Raw genomic sequence first — 17145 nt, 5'->3', positions numbered from 1 at the left:
GAACTACAGTGCGGCGTCTAGCGCCGAAGAGGAGAAAAACAATGTCGACTTTGACGATTAAAGACCTTCACGCATCGGTTGAGACCGCTGAAGGACCGAAGGAAATTTTGAAGGGCGTTAATCTGACCATTAACTCCGGTGAGATTCACGCAATCATGGGCCCCAATGGCTCTGGTAAGTCCACCTTGGCTTATGCTCTCGCGGGGCACCCCGCCTACGAGATCACCAGCGGTGAAGCCTACCTCGATGACGCCTCGATCCTTGACATGAGCGTCGATGAGCGCGCCAAGGCGGGCCTCTTCTTGGCAATGCAGTACCCGGTCGAGGTTGCGGGTGTTTCCGTCTCGAACTTCCTGCGTACCGCCAAGACCGCCATCGACGGCCAAGCGCCTCAGCTGCGTCACTGGGTCAAGGACGTCAACCAGGCAATGGAAAACCTGCGCATGGATCCCAGCTTCGCCGAACGTGATGTCAACGTCGGTTTCTCCGGTGGTGAAAAGAAGCGCCTCGAGATCCTGCAGATGGAGCTCCTCAAGCCTTCCTTCGCGATTTTGGATGAGACTGACTCCGGTCTTGACGTTGATGCCTTGCGTATCGTCTCTGAAGGCGTGAACCGCGTCCATGGAAACACCGGTTGCGGCGTCATGCTCATTACCCACTACACTCGCATTTTGCGCTACATCAAGCCCAGCCATGTTCACGTCTTCGTGAACGGTCAGGTTGCTGCGCAGGGTGGTCCTGAACTGGCCGATGAGCTTGAAGAGAACGGCTACGATTCCTACTTGGAGAAGTGACCCTGATCCGTGTCTGAAGATTTTTCGCTTCGTGAGCTGAGCCGCCTGCGTGCCGACTTTCCCATCTTGGGACGTGTCGGCCGCGGCGGCCAGGCGATCGCTTATCTCGATTTCAGTGCGACTTCACAAAAGCCGACACCAGTGATTGAAGCGATCACTGAGTTTTATCGCTCGACTAATGGGGCAGTGCATCGGGGGACTCACCTCCTTGGCGATGAATCAACTGCCGCTTTTGAAGAAGGTCGCTCGGTCCTTGCCAGCTTTATCGGTGCGAGAGCCGACGAAATCGTGTGGACGAAGAATGCAACCGAGGCGATTAATCTTGTGGCCTTGGCGATTCGCAATGCGACTGGGCTGGGGGAGAGCGCAGGCAACCCTCTTGCGCTCGCTCCGGGGGATCGCATTGTCGTAACCAGGGCTGAACACCATGCGAACCTTGTTCCCTGGCAGCAGTTGTGTCAGGCAACCGGTGCCGAACTGCGCTGGCTTGATTTGCATGAGGACGGACGAATCGATACCGATACACTCGATGTCATTAACGAGCGTACGCGAGTAGTCGCCTTTACCCATGTCTCAAATGTGACCGGTGCCGTCTCGCCCGTGAACCAAATTGTTTCTCGGGCACGCGAATGTGGCGCCTTGGTTCTCTTGGATACCTGTCAGTCCAGTGCACACATGCCAATCAACATTCGCGACTTGGGCGTCGATTTCGCCGTCTTTTCTTCGCATAAGATGCTCGGCCCAACGGGAGTCGGCGCGCTTTGGGGCAAGAGAGAGCTCCTCGACGCGATGCCTCCGGTTCTCACCGGTGGTTCAATGATCGAAAACGTCACTATGGAGAGCTCGAGTTTCATGCCGGCTCCTGAACGATTTGAAGCTGGTAGCCAGCCCATCGCTCAAATTGTTGGCTGGAGTGCGGCGCTGCGATACCTATCCGCTATTGGCATGGACCGCGTTGCCGAACACGAGCGCGTTTTAACCGCCTACATGCTTGACGGAATTAGCGGAATCGACGGAGTACGTGTTCTTGGGCCCGGCTCAGAATTTGAACGTATCGGTGTTGTTGCTTTCGCCGTTGATGGAGTTCATCCTCATGATGTGGGTCAAGTTCTTGATTCTCATGATGTTGCGGTGCGAGTCGGCCATCACTGCGCGATTCCGCTTCATAGCTTCTTTGGTGTTCGTTCTTCGTCGCGCGCCTCAATCGGGCCGACTACGACACGTGAAGAGGTCGACCGTTTTATTGAAGCACTTGGCCAGGTTCGTTCCTATTTTGGAGGTTGCTGATGTCAAGCTTGGAACAGATGTACCAGCAGGTGATTCTCGATCATGCTCGTGAGCGTCACGGCTGCGGTAATCCCACTGAGTTATCCGCCTCTTCTCATCAGGTCAATCCAACCTGCGGAGACGAAACGACCTTGGGCGTGACACTGAGTGACTCCGGTGTCATCGAGTCCTTAGCGTGGGATGGGGACGGCTGTTCGATCTCTCAGGCATCCCTCTCGATGCTTTCTGACATGGTTGCAGGTGCGGATCTTGCTCGAGTACGTGAGCTCTATTCCGCGATGGAAACAATGATGCATTCACGAGGGCAAGGCGTGGATGAAGACACTTTGGACCTATTAGAAGACGCGGCTGCCTTGGAGGGAACTTCTCAGTTCCCCAATCGTGTCAAGTGCGCGCTTCTTGGTTGGTATGCGCTGCGCGATGCTCTCGCTCAGCTTGGAACCGATATTGCAGGAGAAAACGAGTAATGGATACTTCTTCCAACCCGATGGCACAAAACGATGCCGTTGAGCAACGCTTTGCTCCTGCGGCCTCGGCTCTGCCAGAGTCAGCTGCCTCTCACAGCGATGCGCCCGCTCCTGGGAACATTTTCAATATTGAGGGCACTGATATCAGAGAAGATGGGACTGTCGCTGGAGTCGATGTCCTCGAGGCGCTCAAGGATGTCATTGACCCCGAACTTGGGATCAATATTGTTGACCTTGGCCTGGTCTATGGGATCAACATCTCGTCCAATGATGCCGTTGTCATTGATATGACGCTGACCTCCGCTGCTTGCCCCCTGACCGATGTGATCGAACGTCAAGCTCAGATGGTGTTAGCTCCGCTTTCCAACGATGTTCTGATCAATTGGGTGTGGATGCCGGCCTGGGGGCCGGACCGAATCACCAGCGATGGACGTGAACAGCTTCGCGCGATCGGCTTTAACGTCTGAGCGCGTAGTCCCCTGTGTGTGAACCCCTTCCGCTATGCTGGAGGGGTTCACCTCTATCGAGCGAAAGAGAAACGATGACTGTGGCCGACGCTCCTGTGCAGCCTGTTCTTTTGGGCGGAGATTTTGGAGTCTACGCTTTGGCGCGTTCTTTCCACGAGGCCTACGGGGCTACTTCGATCGTCCTTTCCCATGCTCCGACGGTTTCAATCGCGCGCTCGTCGTTTTGCCATGTCGAGCCGATCATTGCGCATGCCTCAGATGAGGTTTTGCTTGAGACTTTGATGCGCATTGCATCGACCTATTCCGATCATGCTTTGGTTCTGGTCGCCAATCATGACCTCCATTCCGAGTTCGTCGCGAGGAATTGGGATGCGCTCAGCGCTCATTACGCATTGCCCTTCCCCTCCATGGAAGTTATCGACTATGTGACCGACAAGGGGGCATTCGCTCGCTTATGCAACGATTTGGGCGTTCCTACGCCGGCAACCGTCGTTGTTTCTTTCCGTGATTTCTCCACTGCCGAGGCCTGGGTTGCGCCTAAGATTCCCTTTGCCTTTCCCGTGGTCGCTAAAGCTGCTCGAGGCAATGACTACGATGGGCTGGAATTCGAAGGAAAGCGCAAGATCTGGTTTGTCGAGAGTGCCCAAGAACTCGATGAACTGTGGGCACGTTTGGGAGAGGTCGGTTTTAAGGGAGACTTCGTTGTTCAGGAGCTGATTCCTGGTGACAACACGCAGATGCGCTCGGTGACCGCGTATGTGGACTCGAAGGGACGCATGACGCTGATCGGGTCAGCGCGCGTGCTTCTTGAAGACCATGCTCCGACCATGATCGGTAATCCGGTTGCCATGATTACTGAATCTTTCCCACAGTTGTGGGCGGATGCTCAGCGTATTCTCGAAGCTGCCAACTACCGTGGGTTTGCGAATTTTGACGTGAAAATTGATCCACGCGATGGACGGGCGCTCTTCTTCGAAGTCAATCCGCGAATTGGTCGTAACAGCTGGTACATGACCGCCGCTGGGCACAACCCAATGATTCCGATGGTTGACGACTTAGTTAAAGGTCTTTCACGGGAGCGCGATGAGGTCCACGAGGAGATCTTGTACTCGATGGTTCCCGATCGTCTGCTCATGCGCTACCTACGCGATCCCGAGCTCGCGAAACGGGTGCGTGGTTTGATTCGCAGTGGAAAGCGATTTGACCCGCTGTTCTACTCGCGTGATAGGGATCTTCGCCGATCGGTCACTTTGCATCTGCAAAAGCTCAACCACTATCGCAAGTTCCATCGGTATTACCCTCAAGCGAACGATCGTTCATTCTAAGGGGATTTTTGTCATGTCACAGGTACAGCTCCGCTCGATTACAGCCGAAGAAATGCGTATCGGCGCTGCCGGCGTAACCCCGCTTCCGGTTGAACAATCTGCAATTTGGGAGCAATACGAAGCTGTTGAAGGACGTAAACTTTGGGGTCGCCTCGAGTATTGCGAGGAAGGAAAGCGAATCGCCCTGGTTGCGCTCTACGAGTACTCAATGCGAGGAGCGCGCTATCTGTGGGCGAAACACGGCCCTGTGTGGCTGAAGGAAGCAACCCCTGCACGTGAGCGCGCATTCCGCGATGCTTTGGCCCGCTATGTTCGCGAAAAAGACTCTTCGGTTGTCTTTATTCGTTTGCATGCGACTTTCTCCGCAGACGATCTTCGAGATGTCATGCAGATCATCACCTACGATCGGACGGTCATCATTCGGTCCCACGGTGGTGATGAGGAGAAGATTCTTGCTGATATGACGAAGGAAGGCCGTCGCCAGCTTCGACGTTCCCGAAAGGCCCTTGCGCAGGTCGAAACCAGCATTGCTGACGAACGCGAAGCCGCCGCACAGGACTTCAGTGAATACTACGAAGTTTTGAAGGAAACCGCGCAGCGCGACGGTTTCCACCCGCATCCTCCCGAGGTCTATGCAACGATGCTCAAGGTTTTGGGCGAACAACATTCGCATCTATATGTCCTTCGCGTCGATGGCAAGGTTGCCGCGTGGAACCTCATTTTGGTGAACGATCGTCAGGCCGAATGCTATTACGGTGCAACGACAGCGCTGGCGCGCAAACTTGGCGCGATGCCAGAGCTGGATGTTCAATGCGCACTCACTCTTGGCCCCGATCTTGATCCGCAGGGTGGTATCGATCTTATGGGCATGCACTCGCCTCGCGTGCCGGAGCTTTTTACCGTTGGCAAGTACAAGCTGAACTTTGCCAAGGGCTACACGGATGTCCCCGGAGCGTGGGATCTTCCTTTGCGCCCGCGACTGTACGCGGGGCTGCGTAACTTGCTTTCACTCAAGCGCGCACTGCGTTCGTGACATTGCCGCCTCGGCGGCTACGATAGAAGGGTCCAAGCCTGTCGATTCTCGATAAGAGCGTTTGACGCGCCTTCGTATGCGTGCAGTTGACAGGTAGAGATGGCGCATGTCGCCAGAAACCCGAAGGAGCACAGCTCGTGCCTGTTATCAACGCAACTATTGATGGCGTTGCTGTAGAAATTGAAGAAGGCTGCACCGGTTTGCAGCATTATGCCTCGCGTAGCGACGTCGTCGCTATGACAGTCGATGGAAAAGCATGGGATCTCTCCCGTGAAATCCCATCCGGCGCAACGGTGGAAGCAATTACCCTGAACTCTCCAGCCGGTCTGGAAATCCTGCGTCACTCCTGCACACACGTCATGGCTCAGGCGGTTCAGGAAGTGTTCCCGGACGTCAATCTTGGAATCGGCCCCTTCATCACCGATGGTTTCTACTATGACTTCGGGAATATCGATTCGGTCACTCCTGAACTCATGCGTGACCTCGAAAAGCGCATGAAGCGCATTGTCAAAGAAGGCCAGACCTTCCGCCGCCGCGTGGTCAGTGAAGACGAAGCCCGCGAAGAACTTGCCGATCAGCCCTACAAGCTTGAGCTCATCACCACTAAGGGTGGGGGAGCAGAGGATGCTTCTGTCGAGGTTGGCGGCTCTGAACTGACAATCTACGACAACGTGCGCCGTGACGGCACAACCGCTTGGAAGGACCTGTGCCGCGGCCCCCACCTGCCTTCAACCAGGCTGATCGGCAACGGTTTCGCGCTTACCAAGTCCTCTTCCGCATACTGGCGCGGCGACCAAGCCAACGACCAACTGCAGCGAATTTACGGAACTGCGTGGGCCTCGAAGGAAGATCTTGTCGCCTATCAAGAACGACTCAAGGAAGCTGAGCGACGTGATCACCGTCGCCTCGGTGCTGAGCTTGATCTTTTCTCCTTCCCAGAGGAACTCGGCGCTGGTCTGCCTGTTTTCCACCCCAAGGGCGGCGTCCTCAAGCGTGTCATGGAAGATTACGTGCGCGAAGCCCACATTGAGAACGGATTCCTCTACGTGGGTACTCCCCACATCTCAAAGGAAGATCTCTTCCATACCTCGGGTCACCTTCCCTACTATGCGGACGGGATGTTCCCGCCCATGGATGATGACGGTCAGCTCTACTACCTCAAGGCCATGAACTGCCCGATGCATAACCTGATCTTCAGGAGCCGAGGCCGTTCTTACCGTGAACTTCCGCTGCGCCTCTTCGAGTTCGGCACCGTCTACCGCAATGAGAAGTCCGGTGTTCTTCAAGGACTCACTCGCGTTCGCTCGATCACTCAGGATGATTCACACTCCTATGTGATGCCCGAGCAAGCCGGTGATGAAATTAAGCACCTGTTGAACTTCATCTTGACGCTTCTTCGCGATTTCGGTTTGAACGACTTCTACCTCGAGCTGTCTACCCGCGACACCGATGGAAAGAAGAAGGACAAGTTCATCGGAACCGATGAACAGTGGGAGGAAGCCACCGAGATCTTGCGTCGCTGCGCAGAAGAAACCGGTTTGGATACCGTTCCCGATCCGGGCGGTGCTGCATTCTACGGCCCGAAGATTTCCATTCAGGCGAAGGACGCGATCGGACGTACCTGGCAGATGTCGACTATTCAGTACGACTTCAACCAGCCGCACCGTTTTGGACTGGAATACACCGCTCCTGACGGAAGCCACCGTGAACCGGTCATGATCCACTCGGCGAAGTTCGGCTCGATCGAGCGCTTCATCGGCGTGTTGACCGAACACTATGCAGGAGCATTCCCCGCGTGGCTTTCGCCCGTGCAGGTACGCCTTGTTCCCGTTGCCGAGGCCTTCGATGAGTACGTGGATACGGTTGCTCAGCGGTTGCGAGAGCGTGGTATTCGCGTCGAAGTTGATCATTCCGATGATCGCTTTGGCAAGAAGATCCGTAACGCCGCAAAGCAGAAGGTTCCCTTCACTTTGATCGCGGGCGGGGAAGACCAAGAAGCGCAGGCAGTGTCCTTCCGTTTCCGCGATGGCTCCCAGCTCAACGGTGTTCCCGTCGACGAGGCGGTTGAGCGTATCGCGCACCACATCGCGACCCGCAATAACGCTGATCCCAGCGCTGAGGACTGATAACAATGAGTGACACTCTTCCGACCGAGGACTCACGGGCACTTGCTGGTGTTCCCGACGGTTTTGATCGTTTGTGGACGCCGTATCGGATGGCCTACATACATGGCGATCACAAACCCGCCGATTCCTCGTCGGAAGAGTGTCCTTTTTGTGCTGCGCCATCGCGCACTGACCAGGAAGGGCTCATCGTTTATCGCGGGGACACGTGCTTCGTTTTGATGAATCTCTTCCCGTACAACTCTGGGCACCTCTTGGTCTGTCCCTATCGCCATGTCTCTGACTACACGCAGCTGAGCGATGAAGAACGCATTGAATTGGGGCGCCTGACCGCAACGGCAATGCGAGTGGAACGCGAAACCGCCAACCCCGCTGGATTTAATTTGGGGATGAACCAAGGCGAGGTAGCGGGAGCGGGGATTGCTGCTCATCTCCACCAACACGTCGTTCCCAGGTGGGCAGGAGACGCGAACTTCTTCCCCATCATTGCGCGCACGAAAGCTGTGCCTGAACTACTTGAAGACGCGCGTGCGCGTCTAGCGGCGGCTTGGCCAACGTCACAGGAGAACTAGTGCTCGGAAACCACGGACGTTCAATTACCAAAACGATCTTCACTCCGCTTGCCAGGCTTCTGCTGGCAGCACACGTGACACCAAATATGGTGACCGTTACGGGGACTCTCGTCACGATCGCGGTTGCAGTTTCTACTTTGCCAAGGGGCTATCTCTGGCAGGGGGCGCTCGCGTTAGGAGTCGTTCTATTTTGCGATTCTATTGACGGAGTCCTTGCACGAATGAGTGGGACCTCTTCGCCTTTTGGTGCTTTCCTTGACTCGACGATGGATCGCCTGGGCGATGGCGCTGTTTTTGCTTCTCTTGTTGCTTTTGCCGTTTTTACCATGGAGCCTTCGACAACTCGAACAGTGGCGATTATCGCGGGCCTGATTGCGATTGTTGGCGCGGCGACCGTTCCCTATGCTCGTGCGCGCGCAGAGTCTGTCGGTGTTATTGCCAAGGTTGGGATTGCCGAGCGTACTGATCGATTGATTGTTGCTTTATTGGGAGCCGCTCTTTACGGCTGGGGTGCTCCAGTCTTCTTCTTTGCCGCAGGTCTATGCTGGGTTGCTTTCGCTTCTCTGGTGACCGTTATTCAACGCGTGCACTTCACTGCTCGCCACATTGAACAACCCACGGAGTCATGATGTCGGGTCGCGGCCTTGTGTGGGCGTTTAAAGTCGTTCCACATCTTCCTTTCGGATGCGTCCGATGGCTTGGCCGTCGCGCGGCGGATCTGATGTGTCTTCTCAACGGTTCGAGCGTGCGAAGAATGCGCGCAAACCATGAGCGTTTATTAGGACACCCAATTTCGCGCGTCCAGTTGCGCGAAGCTGTGCGTTCACACGTCAATGCCTACGTCGAACAACTTAGTTTTGGCGGACGCATCGGCGAAGCGCTGCGCAGCCGCGTCGATTTAAGTCAAGCCCAAGGGCTGATCGAACTGAGTTCCTCCGGTCCGGTCGTGCTTGCTCTTGCGCATTCGGGGACATTCGATCGTGTAGGCGCAGCGGTTTGTGCTCAGGGACTGGGGATTCTTACCGTTGCAGAGAAACTGAATCCACCAGAACTCTTCGATGCCTTCGTCAACCTGCGGAGCAATGTTGGCATGGAAATTATCGGTGTGTCGCCGGGGGACAGCGTCTTCCACACCCTTCGTGATCGGGCTGAAGGACGCGCAGGCCTCGTTGTCCCGCTTCTTGCGGATCGCGATATTTCCGGATCAGGGATCGAGGTGGACTTCGGTTCCCGCAAAGCGCTTGTCGCAGCCGGTCCTGCGGCGCTTGCTCGCGCGCTACGAGCACCCTTGGTTGCCGGGGTTGTCTCCGATGCCGATGATTCGGGCCGCCCAGAATTCGTTCGTTTGGAAATTACCGAAAACCTCTACGATCCAGATACCGAAGATCCCGACGTTCCCGAACTGACCCAGCGATGGGTGAATGCGTTAACACCGATTCTTCAACGTAGGATTCGCGAGTGGCATATGATGCAAGCAGTCTTTGTTGAGGATTTAGATCCGGAGCGGTTGGAGAGAGCGCGTCAGCGCGCGGCGCAGAAGGGGCACTAGGTGAAGATCGGAATAGTTAATCCCTACTCCTGGGACGTTCCCGGCGGCGTTCAATTCCACATTCGCGATTTCGCCCTTGAACTGCTTGAACGCGGCCACGACGTCAAGGTTCTTACCCCGGCGAAAAATACAACGGATTTACCCGAGTGGATCACCGCGGTTGGGTCATCCGTCGCTATTCCTTTCAATGGTTCCGTTGCGCGTCTTTCTTTCAGCCCCATTGCGAATGCGCGAACAAAGAAATGGCTTGAAGAAGGCGATTTCGACGTACTTCACGTTCATGAACCCGAGGTTCCATCGATTTCGATGCTGGCTCTTCGAGCCGCAACCGTTCCTGTCATTGGGACATTCCACGCGGCGCTGGACTATTCTTTCTCGCGCTCAGTTTCTTCTCCTGCTCTTGATCCGCTTCTTGAGAAGCTTGCCGCGCGAATTGCTGTTTCTGCCGAGGCGCGTCGCACCCTTGTAGAACATCACGGCGGCGACGCTGTGATCATTCCCAACGGTGTCGACACCCGCTTTTTTGCCGAGGCTGAGCCTAAGGAAGAGTGGGCTGCAACGGTCGATCGCCCGGTTGTTGTGTTCCTGGGACGCTTGGACGAACCGCGTAAGGGACTTCCTGTTTTCGCCGATGCAATCGGCGCGGTCCTTCAGGAGATCCCCGGGGCTCGTTTCTTGATCGCTGGGCGAGGCGGTGCTCACGAATTCCAAGCACAACTGGAGCGCTTTGGCGATTCAGTCGAGTTCCTCGGGGGAGTGAGCGATGAAGATAAGGCCTCGCTTCTCAAAGGCGCGACTGTTTATGTCGCGCCGCAGACTGGTGGTGAGTCTTTCGGGATCGTTTTGGTCGAGGCGATGGCGGCGGGCTGTACCGTTCTTGCCTCTGATCTCGAGGCATTCCGCGCTGTGCTTGACCAAGGCGAATCAGGAGCGCTATTTGCAACGGGTGATAGCGCTGATCTTGCTCGCCAGCTCGTTGCACTGCTCAAGGACTCTGAGCGCTGTAGTGCACTTGCGCAACGCGGCCTGAATGCAAGCCGTCGCTATGGATGGGATACCGTGACAGATCAGGTTCTTGCTCTCTATCAGACCGTTTTGGTCTCAGCTCAGGGACAACCTGCTGATCCTTCGGCTTTAGATTTGCTCCGGGGCCGAAACGGGGGAGATGACAGTGAATAACCCACTCATGCTCCTTATCGCGATTCTGACTGTCGGTTGCCTAGCCTTCGTCATTCGCCAGTCTGCGATTCTTGCGACTCGTCTGGATCGTTTACATTGGCGTATTTTGACGACGCGGGATTCGCTCGCTTTGCTTCTCGATGAGCGTGCACGATACGGGCAAAGGATTGCTGAGTATCCGGACTTGCCATCTGCGGTATCGGCCGAGGTTTCTTCGGCTGCTTGCGCATGTGTACGGCGTGAGGATCTTCCTCTAGTCGCCGATGGCCTCGATAGAAGAAGTACTGAAGCAGCAGCAACAGACGAAGAAACACGAACTCAGTCATTGGCTTATCTTGAAGCGCAGTCGGCGCTTTCACGTGTGCTCCGAAGTGCGATCAATACTGAAGTGCGCGAGAGGATGGAAAACGATCCCTACTGGTCTCGCGAACTTCACCAGCTCGATCAGGTATCGTACAAAGTGCAATTAGCGCGTTCAATGCATAACCTCTACGTCAGCCAGACACGCAAAATTCGGGAGCGTACCTGGGTCAGGCTGGCGCATTTGGCGGGGCATGCCCCCTATGCTGTGAGCGTCGACTTTGATGATGACACCCTTGAAGATGGACTTGGCTATTAAATGAGTGATACTACGGTGCGATGGGGTGGTCCGGGAGAGGACTACCGTCTGAAGAAGATTAAAACCACGGAATCTGAACTCATTCGGCCTGAAGACCCTGCTCCTGAACTTGCCCCGAGTTGGCATATCCCGCAGCGAGTGAAGACCCTGCCTTATCTAGAAATTATCTTTACGCTGCTGGGAACCCTCGGTGTCATTGTGCTCATGGCGACATATGTCGGCACCGGAGGCGTTGTATCCGCTGCAACGATGACTCTTCTCGCCCTGATCCCGCTTGGAATTGTTCTGGGTGTTTTGAATTACCTCGATCATTGGGAACGGGAAGGCTGGAAGGCAAAATTCTTGTGCTTCATCTGGGGGGCAGGTGTTGCGACGGCATCATCTCTTGTCGTCAATACCACCCTGAATCTTGATCTTGCACGCACTTTGGGCGACGCGAATATAGCGACGGTGCTGGTCGCTGTGATCGTCGCGCCTTTTGCCGAAGAACTCTTCAAGGGCCTCGGCATCATCATCTTTATTGTTGCCCGAAGAAACTCAATTAATTCTCGGCTCGACGGATTGATTACCGGTGGTATCGTCGGCGCCGGATTTGCATTTATTGAAAATATTCAGTATTTCCTGAAGTCCAGTTCATCAGGCAGCTTGATGTTGACTTCGACGGTATTTAACCGTGGAATCCTTTCGCCTTTCGTTCACCCGATGGCAACCTCTTTCACGGGAATGGCTATCGCCTTGGTGATTATTCGCTGCTACGGTCCGCTGTGGAGCACAATCCGCGTATTTCTCGGATACCTCACCGCAGTCTTCTTCCATGCCTTCTGGAATTTCCTTGCAAGCGTGAACGATCAAGGAAGCTGGTATGTTGCATACCTGTTCTTTGAAGTGCCCCTTTTCGTCGCCTGGTTTGTATTCCTTCTGATCCAATACTCCCGAGAATTGTCGAATATTCAGCGAGGCCTCATTCCCTATGTCGTCGGAGGCTGGGTCCTGCCCGTTGAAGTGGGTATGGTGAGCGATCGCGCTCAACGACGGAACGCGGTTGAGTGGGCCGCGAAATCCGGATCGGAAGCTCGCAAGTCCATGGATCGGTTCTTGAACGCGCTTGCTGCCGTTGGCCTCGATGAAGCGAATCGCGAAAAACGTCGCCGGCCGGACCCCGGGCGTGATGCTTACGACCGCGCCCTCCTCGACAAAGCGATCCAGGAACGGAGTCGATTCCTCTCATTGACGCAACTGTCCCAAACGGCAGCCCAGGTGGGGGCGTGAGCGCGCACAATTGGCCTCGGGACGCGGAAGGAATCCCGCATAGACGTGCGGCGCGAGTCATTCTTTTTGATGAAGAAGACCGTGTGCTTCTGGTCCGAGGCCACGACGCGGACAATCCCGAGCGCTCGTGGTGGTTCACCGTTGGCGGGGGAATCGAAGATGGAGAAAACGCTCGACAATGTGCGTCGCGCGAGCTTTTTGAAGAAACTGGAATCCGCTTAGCCCCGGAATTATTGATCGGACCTATCGCTCGTCGCCGTGCAGTTTTTGATTTTGAAACAGTCCTTGCGCGTCAAGACGAAGAGATCTTTTATGCGCGTACGCACCGCCAGCAACTGAGTGATTCCCGCTGGACCGAAGAGGAACAACGCGTCATTGATGAATACCGCTGGTGGGATATCCATGATTTTGAGGCTCAATCAAATGACTATGAATTCTATCCAACCCAGCTCATCGAACTGATTCGCGTCTGCCTTGCTGGTTGGGATGGAAGGACTCTCGTCGTCGAATAACTTTACTGGCCTCCGAACATTACCTTCGGAGGCCAGTAAACGTCTCATGCGCAGCTCTTAGCGAGTAACGACGACTCCCTTGGGGACGACAGTAATACCCGATTCGGTGACTGTGAAGCCACGTTCGAGGTCGTGCTCGAGGTCAACACCGACAACCGCTCCCTCTTCGACGACAACTCCCTTATCGAGAATCGTCTTCGAAACGATTGCATGACGGCCCACTCGGGTGCCGTTCATGATGACCGAATCCGTCACCTGTGCCCACGAGTGGACGTAGGTGTTGGGAGAAATGATCGAGTGGTAGACCTCGCCGCCGGAGATAATCACACCGGGGGAGACGAAGGAATCCACAGCGTGACCCATGCGGGAATGCTCGTCGCCATAAACGAACTTTGCAGGAGGCAGAGAGCCATCCAAGAGGGTCATTGTCGGCCAATCCCTGTTGTACAGGTTAAAGACCGGGTGAACACTAATGAGGTCCATATTGGCCTCGTAGTAGGCATCCAGGGTACCAACATCGCGCCAATAATCGCGGTCACGATCGGTAGATCCGGGGACGTCATTATCCTTGAAGTCGTAGTAGCCGCACATACCGCGCTCGACGAACCAAGGGATGATATTGCCACCCATATCGTGCTTGGAGAGAGGATCTTCTGCGTCTTCACGAAGCGCGGCAATGAGTTCTGCCGTTGTGAAGACATAGTTACCCATGGATGCAAGGACCTGATTGGGGTTATCGGGAAGACCTTGCGGGTTCTGCGGCTTCTCAACAAACTTATCGACGTGCCCGTCCTTACCTTCGATGACACCCAAAGAAGGCGCTAGCTCGATGGGCTGACGGATACCGGCCACGGTTGCAGGAAGACCCGACTCGATGTGGTGCTCGACCATCTGTGAGAAATCCATGCGGTAGATATTGTCGGCACCTGTAATCACGATGTAATCGGGATTTTCATCGTCGACGATGTTGAGCGACTGATAGATCGCGTCGGCGCTTCCCAGGTACCAGTGCGGGCCGCGACGCTGCTGAGCGGGCACAGGTGCAATGAAGTTACCGAGGAGAGGAGAGGTATACCAAGTTCGCGTGACGTGGCGGTCAAGCGAGTGTGACTTGTATTGAGTCAGGACGACGATTTTCATGTATCCCGAATTGACCATATTCGAGAGAGAAAAATCGATGAGACGGAAGTGACCACCGAAGGGAACGGCCGGCTTTGCCCGATCCATGGTCAAGGGCATGAGCCGTTTACCCTCGCCTCCGGCTAGAACGATCGCAAGAACATGATTTTTAGCCATGACACAAGAGTATGCGTAAACGCACACTTTTGGTGGCCGATTTTAAAACGTGGCGAAGAACATAGTTCACGCAACATTTCCGCTAAGCTAGAGACATCCGTGCGTCAAAGGAGCTCACATGCGCGTTGATTTGCTGACCCGAGAATACCCGCCACATGTCTACGGGGGAGCGGGAGTCCACGTTACCGAACTGGCCAAAGTTCTTCGCCCTCGGGTTGACGACCTGCGGGTTCAGGCTTTTGATGGTCCTCGCGAAGGAGAAAAAGGCGTCTTCGGCTACGAGGATCTGCCTCAACTTGCACAGGCAAATGCTGCGCTTCGTACTCTTGGAGTTGATCTTGAAATCGCAGCCCAGACGGTTGGCGCTGACCTTGTGCATTCTCATACGTGGTATGCAAATTTTGCCGGACATATTTCGGCTTTATTGAATGACATTCCGCATGTGATTACCGCACATTCCCTTGAGCCTTTGCGTCCGTGGAAAGCTGAACAGCTCGGTGGCGGTTACCGCGTGTCTTCTTTCATTGAGCGTTCCGCCTACGAGGCCGCAGCTGGGGTGGTTGCTGTATCGCACGGAATGCGTGAAGACATTTTGCGCGCTTATCCTGCGGTTGATCCCGATCGTGTGCACGTGATCCACAACGGAATTGATCTGTCGCAGTGGCATGTGCCCACAACGCCGGAAGAAAAGGAACATCAGGCGAAGGTCTTGGCCCAGTGGGGAGTGGATCCCAAGCGGCCGTCGGTGATCTTTGTTGGTCGCATTACTCGCCAAAAGGGACTCCCGTACTTCTTGCGCGCTGCGCGTTTGCTTCCTGACGACGTTCAGGTCATTTTGTGTGCTGGAGCTCCCGATACCCCACAGATTGCAGCCGAAGTTGAAGGACTCGTTGCAGAGCTTCAAGCCACTCGCAATGGTGTCATTTTGATTTCAGAAATGCTTCCGCGCGCCGACCTCATCGCACTCTTGGACTGTGCGACTGTTTTTGTCACTCCCTCGGTCTATGAACCTCTTGGAATCGTCAACCTTGAAGCTATGGCCGTCGGCTTGCCCGTCGTGGGAACCGCAACGGGAGGTATCCCCGATGTCATTGTTGATGGAGAGACGGGATACCTTGTCCCGATCGAGCAACTACACGATGGGACCGGAACTCCCCTTAACCCGGAAGCTTTCGAGCATGATATGGCTGAGCGTTTGATTCAAGTCTTGGCTTCGCCCGAAAGAGCTCGCGAAATGGGACATGCTGGGCTTGTGCGTGCGCGGGAACATTTCTCGTGGGATGCAATCGGTGAAAAGACGGTTGAACTCTATAAACAACTCGTTCACTGAGCCTGATTGATTTGGAAAAGACACACTGTATATCCTGCGAGATACTGAAACAATGGATACCGTGATTGAGCTCAATGATGTCAGCTTGACCCGTGGCGAGACCGAGATTCTTCGTGAAGTTTCTTGGCGTACCTCGCGCCAAGAACAATGGGTAGTTCTGGGGGCAAACGGGGCAGGGAAAACATCCCTTGTTCGCGTCGCCAGCGGAAAAGTTGCGCCATCTTCTGGGCACGCATGTTTTGATGGTGTTCCACTCGAATCATGCCAACCCCAGGAACTGGCAGCTCGTTGCTCTTTGGTATCTCTTTCGAGTACACAACGGCTGCGTCCAAGTACGCGAGTGATTGATGTTGTTCGATCTGCCGCATGGGGCGTTTTATCGCCTTTTGGCGAGGAATACGAAGACGTCGATACCGCGCGCGCACGTGATCTGCTCGCTCTCTTCAGCGTTGCCCAACTTGAAGATCGCCCATTCCATACTCTTTCCGAGGGGGAAAGGCAAAGAATTGTCCTTGCCCGCGGACTGATGTCGGATCCAGAAGTTTTGATTCTCGACGAGCCCGCGGCGGGACTCGATTTGGGTGCGCGAGAATTGCTCATTGCTGCAATGGCCGAGATCATCTCTGGCCGCGCTGCCCCTCAGGTCGTCTTGGTGACGCATCACCTCGAAGAGATTCCTCAGGGGATTACACACGCACTGGTTATGAAAGCCGGTGAAGTCTTTGCCGCTGGCCCTGTTGAGGAAGTCCTAACCGGACGAGTTCTATCTGAAGCCTTTGAACTGGCGCTGAGCGTAGAAAATGACCACGGTCGCTGGTTTGCGCGCGGCCTACCTCGTTGAGTACTAGCTGACTGGAAGGAGCAACAAAATGACGTGGTGGATGTGGCTGCTGGCAGCCCTACTCCTTGGAATCATTGAAGTTCTCAGCATTACTTTCGTGTTCCTGATGTTCGCCATTGGAGCCGTTGCTGCGGCGATTACCGCATTTTTCGGTGGTGGCCTCATTGCGCAAGTCGTAGTTTTCGTTGTGGTTTCGCTTCTCTTGCTCATCGTCATGCGCCCGCTCATGAAAGGACGTATCCAACGTTCGGGTGATGACGTTCGAACGAATGCGGATGCGCTGATCGGAAAGAGCGGCTACGTGACACAACTCGTGGGGGAACGCGATGGTCGCATTCAATTCTCCGGAGGCGAATGGAGCGCACGGAGCACAGGCGAGCTTATCCCCGTGGGTACTCAAATTGAGGTTGTCGCTATTGAAGGCGCAACCGCGGTTGTTCGTCCACTGACAAATCAGCCATTGAATTAATCAAAATATTTCC

The 17145-nt window shown here is 55.0% G+C and carries 18 protein-coding genes; 17 read left to right on the top strand and 1 reads right to left on the bottom strand.

Annotation, left to right across the window (positions count from 1 at the left end):
• Window positions 1–41: 41 nt before the first annotated feature.
• The 14 genes from sufC to ACWNMW_RS06365 all read left to right on the top strand — a co-directional run bounded on the left by sufC (window position 42) and on the right by ACWNMW_RS06365 (window position 13196).
• Complete coding sequence (gene sufC, locus ACWNMW_RS06430; protein WP_034503551.1) at window positions 42–794, top strand: Fe-S cluster assembly ATPase SufC; 753 nt, start codon at window positions 42–44, stop codon at window positions 792–794.
• 9 nt (window positions 795–803) lie between these two features.
• Window positions 804–2081 (top strand): SufS family cysteine desulfurase, encoded by a 1278-nt coding sequence (locus tag ACWNMW_RS06425; protein ID WP_449490393.1) that lies wholly within the window; start codon window positions 804–806, stop codon window positions 2079–2081.
• The gene (gene sufU, locus ACWNMW_RS06420) at window positions 2081–2548 is read left to right on the top strand and encodes a Fe-S cluster assembly sulfur transfer protein SufU (RefSeq protein WP_034503547.1); all 468 of its coding nucleotides are present in this window, start codon (window positions 2081–2083) and stop codon (window positions 2546–2548) included. Before ACWNMW_RS06425 ends, sufU begins: the two co-directional genes overlap by 1 nt.
• The gene (locus ACWNMW_RS06415; protein WP_299060664.1) at window positions 2548–3015 is read left to right on the top strand and encodes a metal-sulfur cluster assembly factor; all 468 of its coding nucleotides are present in this window, start codon (window positions 2548–2550) and stop codon (window positions 3013–3015) included. Before sufU ends, ACWNMW_RS06415 begins: the two co-directional genes overlap by 1 nt.
• Before the next feature lie 74 nt (window positions 3016–3089).
• On the top strand, window positions 3090–4340 hold the full coding sequence (locus tag ACWNMW_RS06410; protein ID WP_034503543.1) for a carboxylate--amine ligase: 1251 nt from the start codon (window positions 3090–3092) through the stop codon (window positions 4338–4340).
• A 13-nt stretch (window positions 4341–4353) separates the two neighbouring features.
• Window positions 4354–5373: a lipid II:glycine glycyltransferase FemX gene (locus ACWNMW_RS06405; RefSeq protein WP_034503541.1), complete on the top strand. Its 1020-nt coding sequence runs from the start codon at window positions 4354–4356 to the stop codon at window positions 5371–5373.
• Between the two features lie 137 nt (window positions 5374–5510).
• Window positions 5511–7499: a threonine--tRNA ligase gene (thrS, locus tag ACWNMW_RS06400; protein ID WP_034503539.1), complete on the top strand. Its 1989-nt coding sequence runs from the start codon at window positions 5511–5513 to the stop codon at window positions 7497–7499.
• Window positions 7500–7504: 5 nt separating this feature from the next.
• Window positions 7505–8068 carry an HIT family protein gene (locus tag ACWNMW_RS06395; protein ID WP_034503537.1) on the top strand — a complete coding sequence of 188 codons (564 nt, stop codon included), beginning with the start codon at window positions 7505–7507 and terminating at the stop codon, window positions 8066–8068.
• Window positions 8068–8697 carry a phosphatidylinositol phosphate synthase gene (gene pgsA, locus ACWNMW_RS06390; protein ID WP_034503535.1) on the top strand — a complete coding sequence of 210 codons (630 nt, stop codon included), beginning with the start codon at window positions 8068–8070 and terminating at the stop codon, window positions 8695–8697. Before ACWNMW_RS06395 ends, pgsA begins: the two co-directional genes overlap by 1 nt.
• Window positions 8694–9617: an LpxL/LpxP family acyltransferase gene (locus ACWNMW_RS06385; RefSeq protein ID WP_449490392.1), complete on the top strand. Its 924-nt coding sequence runs from the start codon at window positions 8694–8696 to the stop codon at window positions 9615–9617. Before pgsA ends, ACWNMW_RS06385 begins: the two co-directional genes overlap by 4 nt.
• The gene (locus ACWNMW_RS06380) at window positions 9618–10796 is read left to right on the top strand and encodes a glycosyltransferase family 4 protein (protein WP_295893996.1); all 1179 of its coding nucleotides are present in this window, start codon (window positions 9618–9620) and stop codon (window positions 10794–10796) included. It abuts the gene before it with no gap.
• On the top strand, window positions 10789–11415 hold the full coding sequence (locus tag ACWNMW_RS06375; protein WP_449490391.1) for a hypothetical protein: 627 nt from the start codon (window positions 10789–10791) through the stop codon (window positions 11413–11415). Before ACWNMW_RS06380 ends, ACWNMW_RS06375 begins: the two co-directional genes overlap by 8 nt.
• Window positions 11416–12684, top strand: coding sequence for a PrsW family intramembrane metalloprotease (locus tag ACWNMW_RS06370; protein WP_034503527.1), 1269 nt, complete (start codon window positions 11416–11418; stop codon window positions 12682–12684).
• The gene (locus ACWNMW_RS06365; protein ID WP_072455876.1) at window positions 12681–13196 is read left to right on the top strand and encodes an NUDIX hydrolase; all 516 of its coding nucleotides are present in this window, start codon (window positions 12681–12683) and stop codon (window positions 13194–13196) included. The genes ACWNMW_RS06370 and ACWNMW_RS06365 overlap by 4 nt, the downstream gene beginning before the upstream one ends.
• A 57-nt stretch (window positions 13197–13253) precedes the next feature.
• Here the strand turns inward: ACWNMW_RS06365 and ACWNMW_RS06360 are convergent, their stop codons facing one another.
• A complete protein-coding gene (locus tag ACWNMW_RS06360) occupies window positions 13254–14492 on the bottom strand; it encodes a glucose-1-phosphate adenylyltransferase (protein WP_034503520.1) in 1239 nt (412 codons plus the stop codon).
• Between the two features lie 118 nt (window positions 14493–14610).
• Here ACWNMW_RS06360 and glgA point away from each other — a divergent pair, with 118 nt between their 5' ends.
• From glgA to ACWNMW_RS06345, 3 genes are read left to right on the top strand one after another with little or no spacing between them, the layout of a single operon-like run.
• Window positions 14611–15822, top strand: coding sequence for a glycogen synthase (gene glgA / locus ACWNMW_RS06355; RefSeq protein WP_034503516.1), 1212 nt, complete (start codon window positions 14611–14613; stop codon window positions 15820–15822).
• Between the two features lie 52 nt (window positions 15823–15874).
• Window positions 15875–16663 carry an ABC transporter ATP-binding protein gene (locus ACWNMW_RS06350; protein ID WP_449490390.1) on the top strand — a complete coding sequence of 263 codons (789 nt, stop codon included), beginning with the start codon at window positions 15875–15877 and terminating at the stop codon, window positions 16661–16663.
• A 28-nt stretch (window positions 16664–16691) separates the two neighbouring features.
• Window positions 16692–17132: an NfeD family protein gene (locus ACWNMW_RS06345; RefSeq protein WP_034503510.1), complete on the top strand. Its 441-nt coding sequence runs from the start codon at window positions 16692–16694 to the stop codon at window positions 17130–17132.
• The last annotated feature ends 13 nt before the right edge of the window (window positions 17133–17145 follow it).

The sequence above is a fragment of the Actinomyces sp. Marseille-QA0893 genome (assembly GCF_976954355.1).
This window is presented reverse-complemented; position numbering and strand designations above follow the sequence as displayed.